Source organism: Desulfurobacterium crinifex, from assembly GCF_054656775.1.
Window position 1 is genome coordinate 263,675 of the sequence record NZ_BAAHXO010000004.1, and the last position, 18,934, is coordinate 282,608.

The following is an 18,934-nucleotide window of genomic DNA, read 5'->3' on the forward strand; positions in this document are numbered from 1 at the left end:
CTTTTACGCTCCATACAGTTCCTGTATCTTTCTGATTATTTCGGCATCAACCTTACCTTCTTCCGCCCCTTTCTGGAGAATCTCCATTGCTTTTTTCTCCCTCTCTTCCCGTGTCTTTTGAAGTTGAGAGATGGTCTTTGCAAGCTTTTGAACGGAGGAGATTAGCTCGTGGGGGTCATCAAAGTCCATTGATTCAATGTCCTTGACAAACTTGAAAAGTCTATTTGCAAGGATAACCGAGATGCTCTCTATAACATCGGTTGCAGGGTTTTCTTTTAGGGTGTCTATAAGAGCTTTTGTCTCTTCGTAGATTTTCTTGTAGTCCTCTGCTGCCTCTGCATAGGAGCGGTAAGCTCTGTAAATAGAAGCTTTTGAGATGTTATAGCCTTCCGACCTCAGAATTGACTCTATCTCTTTAAAGGAGAGTTTTTCTCTTTCATACATGTGAACAATGCGAGTAATCAGGTCGTACAGATTGGCTTTACTTCGCCTTGGCATTATTCATCCTCCAGGATTATCCCTACATCTTCTATCGTTCCTTCAAGGAGGTCTATTCCTTTAGCAGTGATTTTGTAAAAATTGAGGCTTTTCCTTCTTCTGTAAGGATGGTTTTTCTTCTCTTTTGCAACGTATCCCTTGTCAACCAGATACTCAAGGGACTGACGAATATCTTTATCGCTGTAATATTCGTAAAAGACACTTATAATCCCAAGCTCCTCTATCGTATGAGGGTAAACCCTTTTCAGGAAGTCAAGAATCTGTCCTCGAAGTTCCTTCATCTGCGTCCTCCAAGGATTAGTTCTGTCAGTCTGTCTATCTTTGCATCAAGTCTGTTAATTTCTCCTTTCCATCCTGAAATGTCCCTGTAGTGCTCTTCCCTGAGAACGTACTCTTCTCTCATTGCCTCTATCTTTCCTTCAAGCCTTTCCATTCTCCTGTCAAGCCTCTGGATGAAAAACCCGAGGAAAATACCTATTGCCACCCATCCACCGTTACCAATCAGACTAATTACCTGCGTCAGGCTGTCCATTCACTACCTCCAGGAATTTCTTAACGGGAATAACTACAAGAGGTTCTTTCCTATCTGCTTTAACAACAAGAACGTCTGCTCCATCAAAAAGGTTGTATAGAGAAAGTCTTTTTCTCGCTTTGCACTGAATTGAGCCAATGCCTTCGACAAAAAGATCTGCCTTTCCAAGAGAGGCAGCAGAACGAACAACTGTGAAACCTTTTTCTTCAAAAAGTTTTTTCACTTCCCTTTCAAACCTTGTGCCCTTAGCTTTTGGGTTTTTCATCAAAAGTCCTCCATTGCTGGAGCAAACTTTGGAACGGCAACAGCTATGTGCATTTCCATTAAGAACTTCGGAGCTTTTACTTCGAAATTTCTAACTGTTTCTTTTTCCTCAAGTACCTGAAACTGTCCAATTTTGATTTCTGAAAGGACTTTCTCTATTTGACCCATAAGGTTGAGGATATTGTTAACACCTCTTTCATACATTGGGGCGGGGTCTTCTGGAATTTTCTCCTCTTCTCTCACACCAAAGGCTATGGCAAGAATCATTACCTTTTTATCCGCTTCTTCTGTAAACTCAGCAGGGATAATCGAAATAAAAGGAAACTGCCTTACGTCCCTCGGCTGGTCAATGCCTATGTAAACGTTTACCCCGGTTCCTTTTTCAAGTCTTTTCTTAAGCTCTTCTATGAACCCGAACCACATTAGCCTCTCCTTATCGGGAAAGATGCGTAGCCTATCTTCTGGGTTGTTGTGCTGGTCAGTCCAAGGGCTTCAAGAGTTATTGAATTTTCAAGGCTTTTGAGTAGTTCTCTGTAGTTTTTTACTTTTTCGTTGTATTCGCTTTCGTTTCCGTCCCCTGTGTAATAGTCAATTACGGAGATGTAGCAGGCATAGACCCTTGCAAGTTCTTTTAAATGTGGGTTGTCTTTGAGCTCCGGAAAAATGGAAGGAGAAACTCCAAGTTTTGCAAGAACCCGTTCAACATACAGGTTCGCCCTTTCAATATTTTTCTCATCAACAGATACGGAACTCCCTTCAAGTTCTTCTAAGGTAATGAACTCAGTCATTTAGAACCTCCGGGAACTTTGAACGGAAGTAAAGCCTTCCCTCTTCCACTGCGGTTTTCATTTTCTGTTCATAGTCTCCAAAGAAGTAGTGTCTTGCTTTTATACCGGGGTGGAGAACTTTTCTTCTAAAGATAAAGCCTTTTGAAGTCGGTATTTTGAGAGCTTTTCTCTCTTTTGGTCTTATGGTGTAGGGTCCTTTTGTGCCGAACTCAAGGAATCTACCGTATTGAAGAAAGTTATTCTTCCCTGCTCCGTAGATTACAACTCTTGTTTCCGATTCTGGAACTGCCATTATGGACTGAATGAGATTACCAGTCCTGCTTTTGAAAAGCTTTTTTCTTTTAATCCTTTCAACTGTCTGATTAACGTATGAATCCCCTATAAAACCCAAAGTAGCTCCCGCAAGCTGGAGGAGCTTACGGGAGATTTTAGTAAAGTCAAAGTTTTGCATTATTGTTATTTCAATTGACATCTATCACTCCACTTTAACGTTCTTGACAACAGCAACGGCGTATGGAGATAGAACAGTGAATCCACAATACCATTCAAACCTGTATCTGATTGCCAGTTTATCCTGGACATCTCCTAATTTTCTGTACTGTATCCCGGCTCCACCGTTTCCGCCGTAAAGTCCCGTTACACCGTCTGCAACAGAAAAGTAGAGACCATAAATCTCTGTTAGAGCATTACCATCCGCATCCGTTGTTAGAGGGGCATATTCACTCTGGAGAACAGGTTTTCCATCAAAGGTGAGAACGGGACGTCCAAAGTTCTTGAGCTGGAGCGTTGCAGAATCTGTATTCCCTTTCTGTCTCAGGAGTTCTTTGTACGCTATGTATGCCCTTGGATGCATTACTATTGCGTCAACGCCGAGTTTCATAAGGGCTATAAGTTCGTCAAGCATGGAAAAGGCAAGGGGATTTTTTCCTGCATCTATGCTTCTCTGGAGTCCTTTAGACTCTATGCGGGCAATTTGCTTTTGAAGTCCGTCAAAAACTTTTGGATTTGTTGAAGAATTGCCTGTAAACATTGCTCGCCTGTAAGCCCTGCTTATTGCCTTAATTTCGCCTTTGATAAAGGGGAGAATCGGTGCACCTTCCACCTCTGTGGAAAACTTGGGAATATCTATGTTCCTTGCGATTACTTTCACAGTTTCTGTAAACTGGTCAAGTTTTGTTCCACTACTTTGCGGAATGGTGTCTGTAGGATCAATGAAATCGGCTTCGGGTATTTCTTTTTCCCATGTAACTTTCAAACCAGAACCTTCTACTTTCCTGAAAGGCAAGATGTTGAAAATTTCATCTGTTGAGACAATCGTTTCAATAACACCTTGAAGAACTTCATCCTGAACCTGTTTTTCAAGTTCTGTCATAAGTCCTGAAAGAATAGCATCTGGCATTGTAACCCTCCTTAATCAAGTAGTTTTGATAGCTTTTCATCGGTTGATTTCTCTTTTGGAGGTTCCTTTGCTACTCCAGCTCCAGAACCTTCTTTGTCAGATGCTCTAAAGAGATACGCCTTCTGTTCTTTAAGTTCGCTGAGGAACTCCTCTACGGTCTTACCGTCAACAAGGACTTTGCCATCTTTTACTTCTGCCTTTTCTTTTGCAAGGAGAACCACCATGTCGGGGTCTATGACACCAAGCTTTGTGGCAGAAGCAACAATGGAAGCTCTTACCTTTTCAGTTCTGTAAGCAGATTCAAGTTCTTTTAGTTGTGTCTGGAGTTTTGTAAGTTCTTCTTTGAGGTTTTTGTCTTCTGGAGACTCCTTTGAAGCTTTTTCGGCTTTCTCTTTGAGGGCTTTTAACTCTTCAAGGGAGTTAAATCCTAACTCTTTCAGCTTCTCCTGTAGTATTTTTTCAGGGTCAGGTGCGGGCTGTGTTTGAGACTGGTTTTGAGTATTCTGGTTTTGTTCTTGACTGTTATTATGCTGTTCGCTGTTATGTTGTTCCTGATTCTGCTTCTTTGCTTCTTCGCTTCCCATAACACCCTCCGGGAGTGGATTTGTTTTAGGTTAACTCCCGAAGGGTGGACAGGGTGGGCAACGGTGGGCTATTTCGTGACTCTCAGGTCTTCTCCTGTGACTGTTTTGACTTCACACATCTCTAAAAGCCTTGAAATGAGAGGTTCTTCTTTAAGGAAGTGAGCAATTACTCTGAAATTAGCGTTGCTGGTTATGAAAAGTGGTTTGTTTTCATTATAAGCATGGTAAATCGTTTCCACCACAAGTTTTCTTTCCCATTCCCCAAGGTTTGGATTTAAGTCGTCAAGGAGAAAAGAGTCGTATAACCAGATTAACTTTTTGTATTCAAATACATCTCCGAGATTTTGAAGAGGAACGTAAAGGGGAAGGTTTACCTTGTAGTTTCTCAAAAGAAATGCTATTTTCAAAATACAAGCGAAAGTTTTCCCCGTTCCTGCCTTTCCGGATAGCAACACTCCCTTTCTTGCGGAGAGGACAGCTTTTAAAGCCTCTGTCCTCTCCTTCTCTTTCATAATTGCAGTTATGTATTTTTGAGGAAATCTTCCTTCTTTAAGTCTTTTAGCTATTTCTTCTTTGTTTCTTGGCTTGAGGAATCTGATAACCCCTGTTTTCGTAAAAACGAAATAACAACTTTCCTGTTCATAAATCATTGAATCAGGGAACCTTCTTTCAAGCTCAGAAAGGCTTTTCGCCACAAGCATTGCCTACCTCAAAATTCGAGTTCTTCGTCATTTACCTGACCTGTATAGTAGTCAAGACCTCTTTCATTCTCGGACGTTGTCCATTTTTTCTGTTCTGTGTCGGAAATTCCTTTCCATTGGGGGAGAACGTAGCGGAACTGAACTATTCCTCTGTTTCCGAGTAGTTTCTTCTTCCAGCCGATAAGTTTAAGGTTTGCTTCTTTGAAGGCTTCGTATTCCATTTTCAGGTCTTCAACATCTAAGTTGTTGTTTCTGTAAATCTTTATGAGGTCTTTGAAGTGTTTTCCTATAACTTTTCTCGGTTCGCCGTACTTGTAAAACTCCGGTGGTGTCCCATTCCATAAATTCTCATACCAGCTAATTAGTTTCCTGACTTCTGGTTCTCTTGAAAGTTCTTTCTCCTTTTTCTTTTCCCTCTCTTCAAGAAGTTTTTTTCTTAAATCCCTGAGTGCCCTGTAGGCTTTCACAAATTCACCTTCTTCAATGTAAAAAATTGTTAGCTCCACTCTTTTGATTACCGTGTCTAAACGCATTGTGTCGCCCTCCTTAATTCCCTATATTTTTCTTTGATTGCTGTTACACTTCTGCCAAGTTTTTGGGAGAGTTCTTCTGCTTTCTCTTTGGAAAAACCTTTGAGTCCAAAGGTTTCCCAGAGGAGTTTTACTTCTTCTTCCTTCCATCTTGGTTTTCTCTTGAAGTTTTTCTTTTTGAGTAACTGACGGTCTCTGTCACAGAGTTTCCTGTGACAGAACTTTTGATTTGGCGATCTTGGAATGAAAGGCTTTCCACAATGAGAACAAAATTTGATTTTATTTTTATAAATTTCTTTCCAGTTACTTTTGTGTTCTGAATGTGCAAATATTGGCGGTTCTTTATGAACTCTTACAATTAGACCGTCTTTTATCCAGCTCTGGATAGATGTCCAGACTTTCTTTTTTACCTGGCTTTTGGGAAGAAAATCCCACTCTCTGTGGAGATAGTCAACAAGCTCTCTAATCTGGAAAACTTTTAAATCCTCTATTGCCACCCAGATGTCACTTCTTCTCATCGTATTCCCTCCACAGCAGCTTCAAGGAAGATTCTCAATTCTTCTTCTGTTAGCTTTTCTACTTTTTTCTTCCGTGCCAGATGAAGTGCAATGTCAAGTTCTCCCGTGGTGATTCCTTCTTTTTTCAGAAGGGAAACCAGGATTTCAGAACTTTCAGAATTGTATCCGTGCTTCTTTAACAAAACAGATACTGTTTCCCTTTCTATCGGAGCAATTTCTTTTCTTATGAGAATTCTTTTTACTAAAGAATGGTACGTTGGATGAAGATACCTTGATAGATTTCTGTCTCCCAAGAAAAGATAAATAAGATCAACTTCTTCAGAAAGATCCTTGAGGATAGAGAGGAATTTCTTTTTTGCAAATAACCTTTGGGCTTCATCAATCACGATAACGTAAATTCCACCCCTGTGATTGACAGTTTCCTTTATGTTGTCAAGTGTTTCTATGAAACTTCTACCAGGTCCCAAACCAAGTGAAAGAGCTATGCTTTTTACAAATTGTGTATCAGTCACGTTTCTCTCAGGAAATTTGAGGTATCTAATTATTCTGTTTTTCTTGGAAAGGGAAACAGCAGCTCTTGTCTTTCCACTCATCCAAACTCCCCACATTGCACCGTGAAGAGGCTCTCCTCTTTCGTGGTAGAATTGAATTAGGCTTTTGACTGCTTTTTCCATTGCAATTTGAACGTGTGTCCTCATGTTTTTACCTCCTTCAGAAGTCAAGGTCCTCAAGGGTCAGCCCTTTGGGTTGACCTTCTTCTTCAAAAGTGTTCTCAAGTAGCAGGTTGTTTTCAATTTCTTCAAGAACTACAACCTTTTTTTCCTGTTGGGATAACTCTTCGAGTTTTACGGCAGGTTCCTTTTCTTGTTGAAGCCTCACAAGTTCTTCTTTTACCTTCTTCTCTCTCCTGTCTATCCTCTTTGAGCGTAGTTTCTCCTGCTTGAATTCAACTGTGGTCTCTATTCCTTTCGGTGGTTTTGAGAAGAGCCTTGCAATTCCTATGAATTCACCTGTCGATTTTGAATAGACTGCAACCTGCGTAAGGTCGTGGAGAAATCTGTGAACAATGACTTTTTCTCTTTTCTTTGGATAGTTGAGTTGATATATGAGGTTGTCTATCTGGATTTCGTTGTCTTTAAGGGTTCTTTCCTTGATTTCAACAAATGCGGTTTTTATAACGGTTTCATCGAGTTTCCTTGAGTATCCTTTGAAAAGTTCGGCAGGGATTACTTTTTCGCTGAGGTGTTTAAAGTTGTGGTAGTTTCTGTTGTAGCTTTCAACTGCAAGTTGTGTTAGCTCTTCTATGGTTTCTGCATTTCTTCTGTGAAGCCTCAGGTAGCTTTTAAGTTCTTTTATGACAACCTCGATAACTTTTTGGTTGGGTCTGTTAGGATATGTGTTTGAAAGTGTTACTCCCAACTTTTTAAGTCCACTTTTTATTAGCTGGCTTTTCAGGATTTTTTCGTTATCCGTTTTTACAACTTTTGGAACTCCAGCTTTCTGGAAAATTTCAACAAGGTAAAGTGCAACTTCCATCGAGTTGAATGCTTTGTTATAGTGGTTCACTCCTTTACCTTTTTCTTTGTTTTCAATTATGAACGGAGGGAAAACAAATCCCGTGTAAAGATCGAATGCAAAAATTAGAGCGTAGTTCTTTCCTCCGAACTCGTAACCTGTGAGGTCAACTTCAAGAACCTCACGGGGTCTTTCAACTGCTCCATAAGAGGTTTTTGTGTTAACTCCTCTGCTTTTCCTTTTGTATATGAATTCTTCCCAGTTCTTTCCAAGCCTTCCCACTACTATTGCTTTTACTATTTGTCTGAATCTGTGGTAGCCTACCGAGATTCCAGCCATTTCCAGTTCTACCTGTAGTGCGTGATAAACTTTTGCAAGAGGCAGATACCTGTCGTGTCCTTTTTCTTTTACCTTGTAAAAGAGGAGTTCAAGTAATTTTTCGTAGAGTTCCGTTTCTTCAAGTTTTCTAATGTATTGGAAAAGTCTGGGTTCTCTTTTTTCCTTTTCTCCTTTTTCACTTACCCACCTGTGGACTGTGGCTATTGACTTTCCCAAAATCTGGCATATCTCTCTTATGGAGTATCCTTTTTCTTTTAGTTCTTTTGCTTTTTCTTTGAGTGCTTTTTTGCTTTCCTTCATTTCCTTCCCCTTTTCTTGAAGTAGCCCGCACAGGGCGGGCGAAATTTAGGAAAGTGTTGAAACAGGTCTGAATACAGTCACAAGACCCGATTTGGATTTAATCTCCTCGCTGGTCTTGATGAAGATATACTCCTCGTTGAGCTTTAAGCTCTTCACATACCAGACGAGTCTGGATTTATCTTCCTTTACTCCTCCGTTTCGAATGAATTCGGAAACAAGCTGATTGACTTCTTCTGTCGTGTAATCTCCGTCAAACCTGAAAGCATTAACAAACGTCAATTTCCTATACCCTGCCCACATGATTAACTCTCCTTTGTTGAACCATTGAGCTTTTTAAGTTCATCTATAAGCCGGGAAGCTTCTTTGACTGTCAGTTCTTTTGAGGATTCTTTACCATACCTGGTTTTGATTACCTGGTGAAACTTCTCTATGTAATCCTTTCCCCACAACTTCCTGGCTTCTGCCATGAGACAAATTCTCTGTTTCTCCGTTATCTTCGGTTCTTCCTTCTGCTCGCTTTCTGAATCTTTCTTCTCTTCTTCCTTTTCTCCTTCCTGAGTTTCTTCTTCGTCCCACGTGTATTCAGATTCATCTGATCCAGCTTCTTCAATTCTTCCCCTAAAGTCATCATTGCCGCTATCACCGATAATTTCCAGTCCGCCAACCTCATCCGGAAATGCCTCCCTTAATCCGTGTACCAACGCAACCTTTCGAATCATTGTTCCAGGTTTTTCTTCCCACATATCAAAAGTTTTTCCGTTTTTATCCTTACGTAGATATTCGGATAGGCTAACTTCCACTCTTGCCGGAATTTTCCAGTCCGTTCTGTGGATTTCTGCCCAGCCTCCGATTAGCTTTTCGCCATCAAGAACGATACTTCCTTCTCTGTACACAAGTTTTCCGCTTTTTCCCTGGACGATTACTCCGGCTCTGTAACCTGCAAACTTCCCGCTCCTTTCTGCTCTTTTGAAGAAAGCATATTTCGAAACAACGATGACTGTTTTCCACTCCTCTGTGTTACCTTTCCTGACTCTGTATTTCTGGAGATAAACGTCGTAGGGATTGAGCTTTCTGGCTTTGCAGTAGCGGAAGAATTCTCTTACATCTTCCTCCGTAATATTCTTTGCAGATACGTGATACTTGAGGTAATCTTTAACTTCTTCCTCAGTCCATTGTGTGCCATCGTCGGCAACAAGGATTTTTATATTCTTAACCGCTGTATCTCCCATCACTTACCTCCAAATTCTTTTGGTTTAAGCTCTTTTACTATTCTTGAATATTCCTGAATGTTCTTGATAATCCCTTTCATCTCTAACTCTATTAGTGAATTTTTGAGAAGTGCTTTTTCAAAAGCCTCTATGGGTTCAATAGAAAGAGGGATTTCTTTCCTTAACCGTTCTTCATCGACTTCTACTAAGTATTTAGTTGTTTCCTTTTTTATGACTTCCAGTAAAATTCTCATCTCGATCCTCCTGAATTTGCCTCCAAATTCTTTTGGTTTAACAGGCTTTTAGGGATGTAAAGGGAGTAATTTTCTTCTATCTCTTCAAGGTCATCCTGGGTCAGTTCCCCTTGAATTTCAATTACTCTGGTAACTTCTGCCGAAGTTATATAAGGTGGATTCCCTTTTAGAAAAATTTCTACCTCTATCTTTACCTTTCTCATTTTTTACCTCCTCCAATTAACTCGTTTTGATTCTTCTTTGCTGGTCTAATTGACAGGAATTCAGACTCAGTAACGGTGATATACTTTTCTGCCTTCTCTCCTAAGTCTGCTCGAAGGAGCTTTACATCAACCCTTTCTCTACGGGTCTTCTGGATTCGGAGAACAAACTTTGTTCCACTTGCGGTGATAACCGAAGTTTCTTGAATGTTTTGAGTTGCAAGTTCTCCGTGAATCATTTTCCTTATCCATTGCTTTCTCTCGGTAAGCTCTTGCAATCTGGCTTCGAGTTGTTCATACTCATTAAGAAGGCTGGTCAGGTTTATTTGTTGTTCTTGTTCTGTGCTGATCCCTTCGGGGGTCGGTGTTTCTTCTACTTCAACAGGATTCACGTTGCACATTTTCCTCACCTCCTTCAAGTAGTTTTCTTCTCTCAACATACTTTTTCCATTTACTTCTCCAGACATCTTCAAGATCTGTGGTAGGTCGAGGTTTTAGTAAACAAACTTTTTTCAACATCCCATCTTCGAGCAGGAAATCAGTTTTTACCCGTAAATCAGCTATGGAACCAACCTTTACCCTAACATCAGGATCAACGTAAACTGCAGGCTCTTCTTCAAGGAGAATAAACCTGTCAGCATCTATCCCGACGTCTTTGCGAAGAAATGAAAGATACTCTTTGAGTGCATCAGGTTTTACTGTTCTCACTTCCATTTCAATGACCTCCACAGAAGGTTTTTATTGCAAAGACCACAGAGCTTATAAGAAGACTCCACATAAAAAATCCCATTACAATTGCTAAGAAGGAGAGTTTTCTCACTGCTTTTTGATGTCTTTCTATCTCTTCCTGTTTTCTCCTGAATCGCTCTTCAAATTGGCGTGGATTCATGTTTTCCTCCTATTACCTCCTTAATAAGGTTTAGGTTCAATTCTGAAAACTCTTTTGAGCTTTCCCCTACGGTAAAAGCTGATTTCAAGAGTTCCATCATCTAAAAAGACTGTTTCTTTCGTAATTCCTTTTGCAGTCAGAAGATTTGCAAAGGCAACAAGGCTTGGCTCTTTCTCGTTACCAGTTATCTGTCCGCCTTCGTAAGGCAAAACCTCCAGTTCAACCAGTCTTGCGGCTTTATCCGTTCGTTTCTTGTCTAAAAGTTCTGCTTTCATAATTCCTCCTTAAAATTGTTTGTATCCTTCTGTTTTTCTTGCTCTCCATATACCAAGCCAGGTAAGGTAGTCCTTTTCCGTCAGATACCTGCCGGTTGTGAAGAACTTCTTGATTTCGTCAATGAAGGCAAGCATGTCCTCAAGCCTGAAGTCCCGTTGACCTGTATCCTCACAGAACCTGACCTGATACTCGGCAAGTGGCTCGTAGAGTTTTCCCCAGATTTCAGCAATGATTTCCTCTTTTGTCTTTAGCTTCTTCTCTTTCTTCTTTCTCTCCTCCCTCTCTTTCGCCTTCCTTATCTGCTCAATGACTTTTGCCTTCATTTCGGAGCTTTCAAACTTTTTCAGTGCTTCAGGAATGTCATCCTCAGCAGAGGCAATCTCCCTTTCTTCCTCTTCAACTAACTTTTCGGGGTTGTCCAGAATATCTCTAACTGATGAAGAGCTGGAATGTGTTAAACTGTAAGAGTCTGGTTTGTGTTGTTGAGAATGATTGTCTGTAAGTGTTGCATTTTGGACATCGTGTCCGTTTTGCAACACCCGTGAAACTGTGGAAGGCTCAATCTCAAGTTTTCTGGCAATTTCCCTTACTCCATAGCCTTTCTTATGGAGTTCTTTAATCTTTTCTCTTAGTTCCTCTTTCTTCTCGCTCTTTATGTCCGATAGCCATCTCCTGATTGTTCTATCGCTGACTCCGAAGAGCCTCTGAATGTTAACCGGGTCAACTCCTGCAAGGTAGAGTTGTTGAGCACAGAGCTTCCGCTCTTCCGGTCTTAATGCAAGTCCGTGCTTCAGGTTGTGCTTGATTGCTTCCATTCTGTAGTGGAGCTCGTCTTTTATGTTTAGCGGTTCGCCTTCTATGTATTCTCTTCCGATTCTCCTGCTTGCCTCGATTCTGTGAACTCCGTCAACTACCCAAACTCTTCCGTCTTCCCTTTCCCATACCTTTATCGGGTCAAACTCCACTCCGTTCTCCATAAGGTCTGCATATTCCTTAACCTTCTCCTCTACCGTTCCGGTTATGACCCTGGGAAGTAGTCCCTGCGGAATCTCCAACTCTGAAACCCTGTATTTCATTATCTTTGCCATGGCTTACGCCTCCTCCACAATGGTTTTTACTCCGGGTGTTAACCTTGAAAGTGCCTGTGCTAAAGCTGTTTCGGGATTCCCTGCCTTTACTTTGACCACCTCTTCGGTCGTGTTATCAATCACCACCGAAACCGCCCCTTCTACCGCCTTTCTGCATTTTTCGTAGTTCCAGTTCTCCTTTTCTAACTCCTCCATGGCTTCTTTCAGGTAGTCCCTGAATTTCTTTTCTCCTGTCTTAAACTCCATCGGTGAACCTCCTCCATTCATCTTCACTGCCCTCAAGCTCTGAATCAACATCCGGCAAACAGTACCAGACAAAGAAAACAATCAATACAAGCAGTTCCAGATACCACATCACTTAACTCCTGCAAACTCTTCTTCGTAGAGCTCCACGAGCTCAGGAAAATTCAGATAAGCAGCTATTCGCTCAATTAGAGGTATTGACTTTCTTCTTCCGTGCAGGACATCCAGCATGTAGGAGTATGAAATTCCCAGATCTTTTGCCATTTGAGTAAGATTCTTGTCCTTCATGTAGAGCCGTCGTTTTACTTCTTTGATTACCACTTTGCCCATTTGCTCCTCCTTCTGATAGGATTTTCTTGTTAGCTGGTATGTCAGCCTACAAGGAAATATAGAACAGTATCGGTCTGTTGTCAACCTAAAATGTTCTATTTGTTGGAGGTTATTATGAAAGGCGAAGTTGGAATTAGAATCAAAGAGTTAAGAAGGAAATTAGGGTTAACTCAAAGAGAGTTTGGAAGAAGAATCGGGGTAATGGATACAGTGGTAAGAAGATGGGAAAAAGGAGAATTCGAACCCACTACTGAAAAGCTTAAAGCTATTGCAACCGAATTCGGTATCAACCTAAACTGGTTGCTTCTTGGCGAAGGAGAAATATTTGTAAAAAAAGAATCTCCATCTTCTTCTCTTCCAGCTACTTCCCTTATCGACAGAGAACTTTTCCAGAGGATAACGGAAACAATAGAGGAATATTACAAAGCAGGACTTTTAAAAGGAGTTCCTGAAGAAGAGGTGATGGAAATGATTAAGTTCCTTTACAAAAAGATTAAGCCTTTGAAAGACAAGGAAGAAACTAAATGGAGAGAAGAACTTCAGAAGTTAAGCCATGAGTATGTTAAAATTTTTTTAACTTAATTAGTTGGTAGTCAAAACAGCTAAGAGAATGAATAAGGAATATATTAAAGAGAAAGTAGATTTCTATATAGAAGTTCTGAAAGTGCTGTCAGCATTCTTGATAGCAAGTGCTGGCGGTACGTTAGGAATGTTATTCAAAAGGAACGATGAGCTTGCTTTCTGGATTGCAATTGTAGGAATGTGGGCGTCGCTAACTCTCCTCCTAATGATTGGAGGGTTGGCTATAAAGATTGAACTCTTATTAAAGGAGTTGAAAGATGAGTGATACCTTCGCCATAGCTGTCGTCTTTATTATCGGTGCAATCATTACAATATTTGCTGTAATGATGGTAGCTATTCCCTATTACTTTGACCGTAAAGACTCCCATCAGCATTGATTGATTTGCAAGGAGGTGGAAAATGGTGAAGGCGAAAGAAGTTAAGGATATAGAAGATCTTAAGCGTTTTGTAAAAGAAATGGAGGAATTTAGACGTTCTACCGGTCTTCAGGAAATAATTGAAGAAGCCAACAGAGCAATGAAACTGGTCAGGGAAATATATTACGGGGAAAACGGCATTTTCCGTAAAGAAAAAGAAGAAAGGAGTTTCTTCTATGGTGAAGGAGCAACAACCTCTTACCCCTCTCTATAAAGCTTTTAACAACGACAAGTATGTAAGGAGAGGGTTCCTTCAACGAATTGCTGAGGAATTTAGAGTCTCGTTAGTTATAAGCTACATTTCCCCTCTGGGACTTCCCATTGACCAATGGGATCCTCTGCTCTTTAACGAACCGCTATCCAAACTTGAAAGGAAAGTCCAATCTATTCTGTTGATTCTCCACAGCTACGGTGGAGACCCAGATATTGCTGAAAAACTCGTTGAGATTCTTAGGGAAAACTGCCGTCGGTTCTATGTTGCTATTCCAGAAAGAGCAAAGTCAGCAGCAACAATCATTTCTCTTGGTAGCGATAGAATCTACATGCTGGAAAGCTCAGAACTTGGTCCCATTGACCCTCAGATTCGAATAAAGACACCCTCTGGAGAAGTTTGGAGACCTGCTCACTCTGTTCTTGATAGTGTTAAACTTCTCACGAACTGGCTTTCCTCAAATCAGCTTAATCCAACAATTGCTGCTATGCTACTTCAATCCATAGACTTAACCACCTTGGACTGGGCAAGTAAAACCATAAAACATGCTGAGGAATTAGCTAAGAAGTTGCTTACCAAGTATATGCTTAAGAACCTGCCACAGCAGCAAAGAAGACAAAAAGCAGATGATATTGCTCGGTATCTATCAGATGCAAACAGACACCTTAGTCACGGTAGACCAATAAGATGGAAAGAGGCTAAAGAACTTGGACTCAAAGTATCTTTACTTAAGAAAAGGGATATAAAAGCTGAATTGTTATGGAACTACTTTACCCATGTGGTAGCCAGCATGAGGAAAGAAGGGAAAGCCAAACTTCTTGAATCCTCAGTTGAAACATGTATGACGCTGTAGCATACGGAGATAGAGGATGGGAGGGGAGTGGAAAGCCGAATGGGAAAAAGAACTCGAGAACTTAACAAGAGCTTGGGTAAAAGACCTTCATCAGAGATATGGAGTTTCTGAGGAATTAATCTTCCGGAAACTCGCAGAATTTTCAAAAATAGAAGTTGAGCAAATAATAGCTAATAATCATTATGAAAACAGCACGGTTATACATAAAGCCGAAAAGGTTCATGTTGGAGAAGTCAAGAAAATTAAGATAATCAGAGATGAATCTCTTTATGCTGATTCTTCTACTCAACGCACAATAAAAGATCTTATAGAAGAGCTTGTTGAGCTAATAAATAAAGCTCTTAATCACGGCTTTTCAAAGAGAAGCTTAAAGTTAGACTTCAGAATTACTAAAAACCTCTTTCCTACTATTCATTCTGAGCTTCAAAGAAGGTGTAGGTATTCCAAAATAGATCTCTTACCTAAAGAAAAGGTTAAGTGTGTTTTTCGTTATTTGAACAGCTGGATTGATTCAGTTGCTGGGGTTTTGTACAAGAACAAGATTCCTCCGTATGAAAGACACATAATGATAAAAAAATTCTATTTCGCTTGTGGTAGGGCAGGTATTGATCCAAGGGAAGAAGCCCTTAAACGCTGGGGAACAGATAATTTTGGAGAAATAGATCTTCTTGAAATGTTCAAAGCTTATAGGACTATAAAGAGAAAGGCAAAGTAGGAAATAGGACTATGGAAGCCTTCATAATCCTAACTTTGTTAATTATAGGTGGGCTGTGGTTTGGTTTCCGTCTGTCCAAAAGAGAAAACAGAATAGAAGAATCCGGAAATAAGGAAAAGCTTGCTATTAGCCTTCCGCTAAGAACGGAAGCTGAATCTTTGACGGGAGTAGACATAAAAGTTGTAGAACCTACAAATGTAGAAGCTACAAATAAGTTAAAATCTGAAAGTTCCACATCTCAATCAATCCACTCCGAATCCAAGGACACAAAAGCGAAAGAAAGGGTCAAAGAACTCTCTATTCTAAGGTGTCCTGAAGTCTGTGAAGGCTGTGTAAAGTTCAATAGGAAACTGAAATTGGAAGGAGGCTCACTGAAACTTGCCGACATGGGCTTAAGCATGTTCGGCTTTCCTATAAAACTCGCAGGAGAACAGCTATTTGCGGTTCTTCAAGAAAGGAAGATTAAAATTGCTAACGTGAGTAAAAACCTCCTTATCGGCGAAACTCCAGTAAAGTTTGTTCAAATCATTCCTCCTGCCTACCAGTTTGAGAAAAATGCCTCCAGCGGTTATGTTCTTTTTCTCTTCAAGCCAAAAAGTTTCTATAATTACGGTACTCTCTTTCACTTGACGCCAACCAGTGCTGAGAAATTAGCTGAATACTTTTACATTTTTCCCATTCTCACAGTCCTATCGAAGTCAAAATTGGTGGGGATTTGCCAAGAAAAGAAAGGAAAACCAAGTCTAATAGCAAACTTCCTCTACAACGGAATTACAGGTACTTTTAGAATTCTCCCAGGGAAGAGGAAGTATCCGGTTATTATAGAGAGTGTTGGAAACGCCCCAGGTAATTTGCTTCCCAAACCTCTTCACTTATCCTACGCTGAACTTTTCACGATGGAAAACTCCAACTCTCTTAAGACCAGAAGTTTTGGAAAAGCCTTTGAACTGGTCTATCTTAACGGAGAAGTTTCTAAGTTAGCAGTTAAAAAGCTTCTTTCTTTTTTCATTGCTGAGCCTAAAATCCCGGAATTTCACTACATTTTAAAACTTGTTAGAAAACATAAAATACTTTCTTTGAAAGAACTTTTACCCTTTTTGGAGCAGATTATAGATCAAAAGAGAGACGTAAAAGACATAGCTTTTACTTATAGGTTACTTGCCGAATATGCCTACGAGAATGGAAAAAAGCAAGAAGCTTTAAAGTTAGCCCAAAAAGCACTATCCCTTGATGAATCTGTAGGGGTAAAGAGATTAATTTCTAAACTGAAAAACCAATAGCCCACCGTTGCCCACCCTGTCCACCCTTCGGGAGTTAACCTAAAACAAATCCACTCCCGGAGGGTGTTATGGCAAAAAAGAAAGAGCAGGTTCAAGAAGTAGAAGTTAATGAAAAAGCCGTTCAGGAACAAAGAGAACAAGAATCTTCTGAGAAAACCAAAAAACAAACCAATTCCAAAGATACCAGAGTAATCTACGCTGGTCCCACAATCATCAACGAAAAGTTCTTCCTCAGAAAAGGTCAAATATTCACCGAAGTTCCTCACTACGCTCCGGAAGAACTCAAAAAGTTCTTCATCTCTCTTTCTGAATACTCCCCCGAAAAAGAGAAAGAACTTGAAGAGGAAAGACGCAAGTACATCAAGGAACAGCAGAAAAAAGCCAAAAAAGATAAAGGAGGCAAATAATGGGAACATCTCCCTACCCAAGAGGAGTAACCGTAGAAGAAAAACCAACCAGTCTCCTGCCTCCTGTTAGAACAGGCACAATTGCAGTAGCAATTGGAACTGCAAAAGAAGGACCTGTAAACAAAGCGGTTCCGATTTTCACCCTTGAAGAGTATGGAGATACCTTTGGTATTAGCGGAGACTGGGAAAAACATACCCTTGAAGAAGTCGCTCAGGTTGCATTCGCCCTTGAAGCTGTATCTCCTGTGATTTTCATAAGCGTTGGAAACGACGCCTCTTCTATAAGCTCCTCACAGGTCATAGGAGGAATTGACCCGGTTACCTTAAAACCTTCTGGACTTGAAGTTGTAGAAGAAGTCTATCCGAGATTCCGCCTTGTTCCATCAATCCTCATAGCTCCTGGATTTTCAAAGGATCCTGCTGTTGCAACGGCAATGGCAGCAAAAGCAGGTGCAATTAACGGACACTTCAAGGCTATGGCTTATGTTGATATTGAGGTTGAAAAATACACCGATGCTCCAGCATACCTTGTAGATAACGGCTTAAAGTTCCCACAGATTAAGGCTCTCCTTGGAAAAGGCATTTCAGGAGAGAAGAAATATCATCCTTCTACCCTGGCAGCATTCAGAAAAGCCCGCATAGATGCAGAAAACTCTGGAATTCCATCAAAAACTGTCTCAAACAAGCCTCTCTACATAAACGATTCTGACTTTCACCTCGGACTTGACCAGGCAAACTACTTAGCAGGTCAGGGAGTAACTCCGCTTTTTAACAATGCCAATGGATGGGTGTTCTGGGGAGCAAGAACTGCCGCCTATCCATCCTCCACAGACCCAAAAGACACCTTCGACAATGTTCGCCACATGTTCAACTTCCTCAATAACGAGCTGATTCTCACTTTTAACCAGAAGGTTGATACCCCCATAACAAGAAGGTTCACAAGAACAATCGTTGACTCCTACCAGACAAGGCTCAACGGTCTCTCTGCAAGGGAAGACATCCTTGGTGGCAGGATTGCCTTCGTAGAAGAGGAGAACCCGATTACAGACCTCATGGACGGAATAGCCACATTCCACGTCTGGTTTACGCCACCTTCCCCTGCAAGGGAGATCCACTTCATAACCGAGTACGACCCCAATTACTGGAAAACACTGTTCGGCAGTTAATTGGAGGTGAGAAATGGCCACGATTCCCGACAAGGTTCAAAATGCCAAAGTCTATCTCGAAGGAAATGTAATCGCAGGCACAGCAAGTGTAGAACTTCCAAAGGTTGAATTCCTATCAGACAAAATGTCCCCCCTTGGTATAAGTGGGGAAGTTAATACTCCTACCATCGGTCACGTAAAAGAAATGAAATTGAAACTCAAATTCTCCACTACCACAAAAGATTTTGCCAGACTCCTTGAACCCGAGGATCACCTCATAACCGTTTACGGGGCACTTCAGCAATACGACCCGGCTTCCGGGACATTCAGGTCATTTGGACTTGTTGCCTCAATGAAAGTTTTACCTCTCTCGCTTAATCCCGGAAAACTTGAAATGAACAAGCCACAGGACTCGGAGCTTGAGTTCTCGGTAACCTACTACAAGCTCGAAGTTGACGGAAAGACAATTTACGAGGTTGACCCTCTTAACTGCATCTGCATCATAAACGGCAAAGATCACCTTTCCGATGTTAGGAAAAATCTCGGAATGGGATAATAGACAAAATGGAGGTAGAGGATGCAAGAAAGGAAAGTATTAGCCGAAGTTGAACTATCAGAAAACAGGAAAGCAGTTATTTATGACGGAACTGGAGAAGATTTTCTTACCGCAGTTGAAACCGCTGAAGCCGTAACAAACGGAACACCGGGATTCAAAGATATTGTGATTGCGTTGATGGAACTCCTCGTAGAAATCGATGGAAAGAAAGTTACCGAGCCAGAACTGAGAACAATGCCTATTAGGGATTTTCTGAAGCTCTACAGACATTTTTTGCAAATAGTGGGATAAGAAAGTTTGACCGTCCCGATCT

The 18,934-nt window shown here is 40.8% G+C and carries 36 protein-coding genes; 10 read left to right on the plus strand and 26 right to left on the minus strand.

The annotated features are described in order from the left end of the window. Positions 1-3: 3 nt before the first annotated feature. From ACYQ3A_RS03285 to ACYQ3A_RS03410, 26 genes are all read right to left on the minus strand, one after another. Positions 4-498: a phage protein Gp27 family protein gene (locus ACYQ3A_RS03285; protein WP_459895620.1), complete on the minus strand. Its 495-nt coding sequence runs from the start codon at positions 496-498 to the stop codon at positions 4-6. Beyond that, positions 498-779, minus strand: a complete 282-nt coding sequence (locus tag ACYQ3A_RS03290; protein WP_459895622.1) for a hypothetical protein — start codon at positions 777-779, stop codon at positions 498-500. Before ACYQ3A_RS03290 ends, ACYQ3A_RS03285 begins: the two co-directional genes overlap by 1 nt. Continuing rightward, positions 776-1,030: a hypothetical protein gene (locus tag ACYQ3A_RS03295; protein ID WP_459895624.1), complete on the minus strand. Its 255-nt coding sequence runs from the start codon at positions 1,028-1,030 to the stop codon at positions 776-778. The genes ACYQ3A_RS03290 and ACYQ3A_RS03295 overlap by 4 nt, the downstream gene beginning before the upstream one ends. Next, positions 1,005-1,295: a Holliday junction resolvase gene (locus tag ACYQ3A_RS03300; RefSeq protein ID WP_459895625.1), complete on the minus strand. Its 291-nt coding sequence runs from the start codon at positions 1,293-1,295 to the stop codon at positions 1,005-1,007. Before ACYQ3A_RS03300 ends, ACYQ3A_RS03295 begins: the two co-directional genes overlap by 26 nt. Continuing rightward, positions 1,295-1,717, minus strand: coding sequence for a hypothetical protein (locus ACYQ3A_RS03305; RefSeq protein WP_459895627.1), 423 nt, complete (start codon positions 1,715-1,717; stop codon positions 1,295-1,297). The genes ACYQ3A_RS03300 and ACYQ3A_RS03305 overlap by 1 nt, the downstream gene beginning before the upstream one ends. Further along, complete coding sequence (locus ACYQ3A_RS03310; protein WP_459895628.1) at positions 1,717-2,082, minus strand: hypothetical protein; 366 nt, start codon at positions 2,080-2,082, stop codon at positions 1,717-1,719. Before ACYQ3A_RS03310 ends, ACYQ3A_RS03305 begins: the two co-directional genes overlap by 1 nt. After that, positions 2,075-2,554: a hypothetical protein gene (locus tag ACYQ3A_RS03315; RefSeq protein WP_459895630.1), complete on the minus strand. Its 480-nt coding sequence runs from the start codon at positions 2,552-2,554 to the stop codon at positions 2,075-2,077. Before ACYQ3A_RS03315 ends, ACYQ3A_RS03310 begins: the two co-directional genes overlap by 8 nt. A 3-nt stretch (positions 2,555-2,557) precedes the next feature. After that, positions 2,558-3,481, minus strand: a complete 924-nt coding sequence (locus ACYQ3A_RS03320; RefSeq protein ID WP_459895631.1) for a major capsid protein — start codon at positions 3,479-3,481, stop codon at positions 2,558-2,560. 11 nt (positions 3,482-3,492) lie between these two features. Next, positions 3,493-4,065, minus strand: coding sequence for a hypothetical protein (locus tag ACYQ3A_RS03325; RefSeq protein ID WP_459895633.1), 573 nt, complete (start codon positions 4,063-4,065; stop codon positions 3,493-3,495). Between the two features lie 68 nt (positions 4,066-4,133). After that, positions 4,134-4,766: an ATP-binding protein gene (locus ACYQ3A_RS03330; RefSeq protein ID WP_459895635.1), complete on the minus strand. Its 633-nt coding sequence runs from the start codon at positions 4,764-4,766 to the stop codon at positions 4,134-4,136. Positions 4,767-4,774: 8 nt separating this feature from the next. Then, positions 4,775-5,299 (minus strand): hypothetical protein, encoded by a 525-nt coding sequence (locus ACYQ3A_RS03335; RefSeq protein WP_459895637.1) that lies wholly within the window; start codon positions 5,297-5,299, stop codon positions 4,775-4,777. After that, positions 5,290-5,814 carry a hypothetical protein gene (locus ACYQ3A_RS03340; RefSeq protein WP_459895638.1) on the minus strand — a complete coding sequence of 175 codons (525 nt, stop codon included), beginning with the start codon at positions 5,812-5,814 and terminating at the stop codon, positions 5,290-5,292. The genes ACYQ3A_RS03335 and ACYQ3A_RS03340 overlap by 10 nt, the downstream gene beginning before the upstream one ends. Beyond that, positions 5,811-6,512, minus strand: coding sequence for an AAA family ATPase (locus tag ACYQ3A_RS03345; protein WP_459895639.1), 702 nt, complete (start codon positions 6,510-6,512; stop codon positions 5,811-5,813). Before ACYQ3A_RS03345 ends, ACYQ3A_RS03340 begins: the two co-directional genes overlap by 4 nt. A gap of 13 nt (positions 6,513-6,525) precedes the next feature. Continuing rightward, positions 6,526-7,968 (minus strand): terminase gpP N-terminus-related DNA-binding protein, encoded by a 1,443-nt coding sequence (locus ACYQ3A_RS03350; protein ID WP_459895641.1) that lies wholly within the window; start codon positions 7,966-7,968, stop codon positions 6,526-6,528. Positions 7,969-8,013: 45 nt separating this feature from the next. After that, on the minus strand, positions 8,014-8,268 hold the full coding sequence (locus ACYQ3A_RS03355) for a hypothetical protein (protein WP_459895643.1): 255 nt from the start codon (positions 8,266-8,268) through the stop codon (positions 8,014-8,016). Between the two features lie 2 nt (positions 8,269-8,270). Beyond that, entirely contained in the window at positions 8,271-9,197 is a 927-nt protein-coding gene (gene bet / locus ACYQ3A_RS03360) for a phage recombination protein Bet (protein ID WP_459895645.1), read from the minus strand. Then, a complete protein-coding gene (locus tag ACYQ3A_RS03365) occupies positions 9,197-9,430 on the minus strand; it encodes a hypothetical protein (protein WP_459895646.1) in 234 nt (77 codons plus the stop codon). The genes bet and ACYQ3A_RS03365 overlap by 1 nt, the downstream gene beginning before the upstream one ends. Beyond that, positions 9,427-9,633: a hypothetical protein gene (locus tag ACYQ3A_RS03370; RefSeq protein WP_459895647.1), complete on the minus strand. Its 207-nt coding sequence runs from the start codon at positions 9,631-9,633 to the stop codon at positions 9,427-9,429. Before ACYQ3A_RS03370 ends, ACYQ3A_RS03365 begins: the two co-directional genes overlap by 4 nt. Then, a complete protein-coding gene (locus ACYQ3A_RS03375; RefSeq protein WP_459895648.1) occupies positions 9,630-10,031 on the minus strand; it encodes a hypothetical protein in 402 nt (133 codons plus the stop codon). The genes ACYQ3A_RS03370 and ACYQ3A_RS03375 overlap by 4 nt, the downstream gene beginning before the upstream one ends. Continuing rightward, positions 10,009-10,344, minus strand: coding sequence for a hypothetical protein (locus ACYQ3A_RS03380; RefSeq protein ID WP_459895564.1), 336 nt, complete (start codon positions 10,342-10,344; stop codon positions 10,009-10,011). The genes ACYQ3A_RS03375 and ACYQ3A_RS03380 overlap by 23 nt, the downstream gene beginning before the upstream one ends. A 1-nt stretch (position 10,345) precedes the next feature. Further along, a complete protein-coding gene (locus ACYQ3A_RS03385) occupies positions 10,346-10,519 on the minus strand; it encodes a hypothetical protein (RefSeq protein WP_459895566.1) in 174 nt (57 codons plus the stop codon). A 20-nt stretch (positions 10,520-10,539) separates the two neighbouring features. Continuing rightward, on the minus strand, positions 10,540-10,794 hold the full coding sequence (locus ACYQ3A_RS03390; RefSeq protein ID WP_459895650.1) for a hypothetical protein: 255 nt from the start codon (positions 10,792-10,794) through the stop codon (positions 10,540-10,542). Positions 10,795-10,803: 9 nt separating this feature from the next. Continuing rightward, positions 10,804-11,883 (minus strand): helix-turn-helix domain-containing protein, encoded by a 1,080-nt coding sequence (locus ACYQ3A_RS03395; protein WP_459895651.1) that lies wholly within the window; start codon positions 11,881-11,883, stop codon positions 10,804-10,806. A gap of 3 nt (positions 11,884-11,886) precedes the next feature. Then, positions 11,887-12,129 carry a hypothetical protein gene (locus tag ACYQ3A_RS03400; RefSeq protein WP_459895652.1) on the minus strand — a complete coding sequence of 81 codons (243 nt, stop codon included), beginning with the start codon at positions 12,127-12,129 and terminating at the stop codon, positions 11,887-11,889. Continuing rightward, positions 12,119-12,241 carry a hypothetical protein gene (locus tag ACYQ3A_RS03405; protein ID WP_459895653.1) on the minus strand — a complete coding sequence of 41 codons (123 nt, stop codon included), beginning with the start codon at positions 12,239-12,241 and terminating at the stop codon, positions 12,119-12,121. Before ACYQ3A_RS03405 ends, ACYQ3A_RS03400 begins: the two co-directional genes overlap by 11 nt. Next, complete coding sequence (locus ACYQ3A_RS03410) at positions 12,238-12,456, minus strand: hypothetical protein (protein ID WP_459895655.1); 219 nt, start codon at positions 12,454-12,456, stop codon at positions 12,238-12,240. Before ACYQ3A_RS03410 ends, ACYQ3A_RS03405 begins: the two co-directional genes overlap by 4 nt. 114 nt (positions 12,457-12,570) lie before the next feature. Here ACYQ3A_RS03410 and ACYQ3A_RS03415 point away from each other — a divergent pair, with 114 nt between their 5' ends. From ACYQ3A_RS03415 to ACYQ3A_RS03460, 10 genes are all read left to right on the plus strand, one after another. Continuing rightward, positions 12,571-13,038 (plus strand): helix-turn-helix domain-containing protein, encoded by a 468-nt coding sequence (locus ACYQ3A_RS03415; RefSeq protein WP_459895656.1) that lies wholly within the window; start codon positions 12,571-12,573, stop codon positions 13,036-13,038. A gap of 28 nt (positions 13,039-13,066) precedes the next feature. Further along, complete coding sequence (locus ACYQ3A_RS03420; protein ID WP_459895657.1) at positions 13,067-13,303, plus strand: hypothetical protein; 237 nt, start codon at positions 13,067-13,069, stop codon at positions 13,301-13,303. 134 nt (positions 13,304-13,437) lie between these two features. Beyond that, entirely contained in the window at positions 13,438-13,668 is a 231-nt protein-coding gene (locus ACYQ3A_RS03425; protein WP_459895659.1) for a hypothetical protein, read from the plus strand. Beyond that, positions 13,631-14,518: an SDH family Clp fold serine proteinase gene (locus tag ACYQ3A_RS03430; protein ID WP_459895661.1), complete on the plus strand. Its 888-nt coding sequence runs from the start codon at positions 13,631-13,633 to the stop codon at positions 14,516-14,518. Before ACYQ3A_RS03425 ends, ACYQ3A_RS03430 begins: the two co-directional genes overlap by 38 nt. A 16-nt stretch (positions 14,519-14,534) precedes the next feature. Beyond that, positions 14,535-15,233 carry a hypothetical protein gene (locus tag ACYQ3A_RS03435; RefSeq protein ID WP_459895663.1) on the plus strand — a complete coding sequence of 233 codons (699 nt, stop codon included), beginning with the start codon at positions 14,535-14,537 and terminating at the stop codon, positions 15,231-15,233. An 11-nt stretch (positions 15,234-15,244) separates the two neighbouring features. Then, positions 15,245-16,513, plus strand: coding sequence for a tetratricopeptide repeat protein (locus ACYQ3A_RS03440; protein WP_459895665.1), 1,269 nt, complete (start codon positions 15,245-15,247; stop codon positions 16,511-16,513). Positions 16,514-16,581: 68 nt separating this feature from the next. After that, on the plus strand, positions 16,582-16,920 hold the full coding sequence (locus ACYQ3A_RS03445) for a hypothetical protein (RefSeq protein WP_459895666.1): 339 nt from the start codon (positions 16,582-16,584) through the stop codon (positions 16,918-16,920). Next, entirely contained in the window at positions 16,920-18,086 is a 1,167-nt protein-coding gene (locus ACYQ3A_RS03450) for a phage tail sheath family protein (protein ID WP_459895667.1), read from the plus strand. The genes ACYQ3A_RS03445 and ACYQ3A_RS03450 overlap by 1 nt, the downstream gene beginning before the upstream one ends. Before the next feature lie 13 nt (positions 18,087-18,099). Continuing rightward, positions 18,100-18,621, plus strand: coding sequence for a phage major tail tube protein (locus ACYQ3A_RS03455; protein WP_459895668.1), 522 nt, complete (start codon positions 18,100-18,102; stop codon positions 18,619-18,621). A 21-nt stretch (positions 18,622-18,642) separates the two neighbouring features. Further along, positions 18,643-18,912 (plus strand): hypothetical protein, encoded by a 270-nt coding sequence (locus ACYQ3A_RS03460; RefSeq protein WP_459895669.1) that lies wholly within the window; start codon positions 18,643-18,645, stop codon positions 18,910-18,912. Positions 18,913-18,934: the final 22 nt, after the last annotated feature.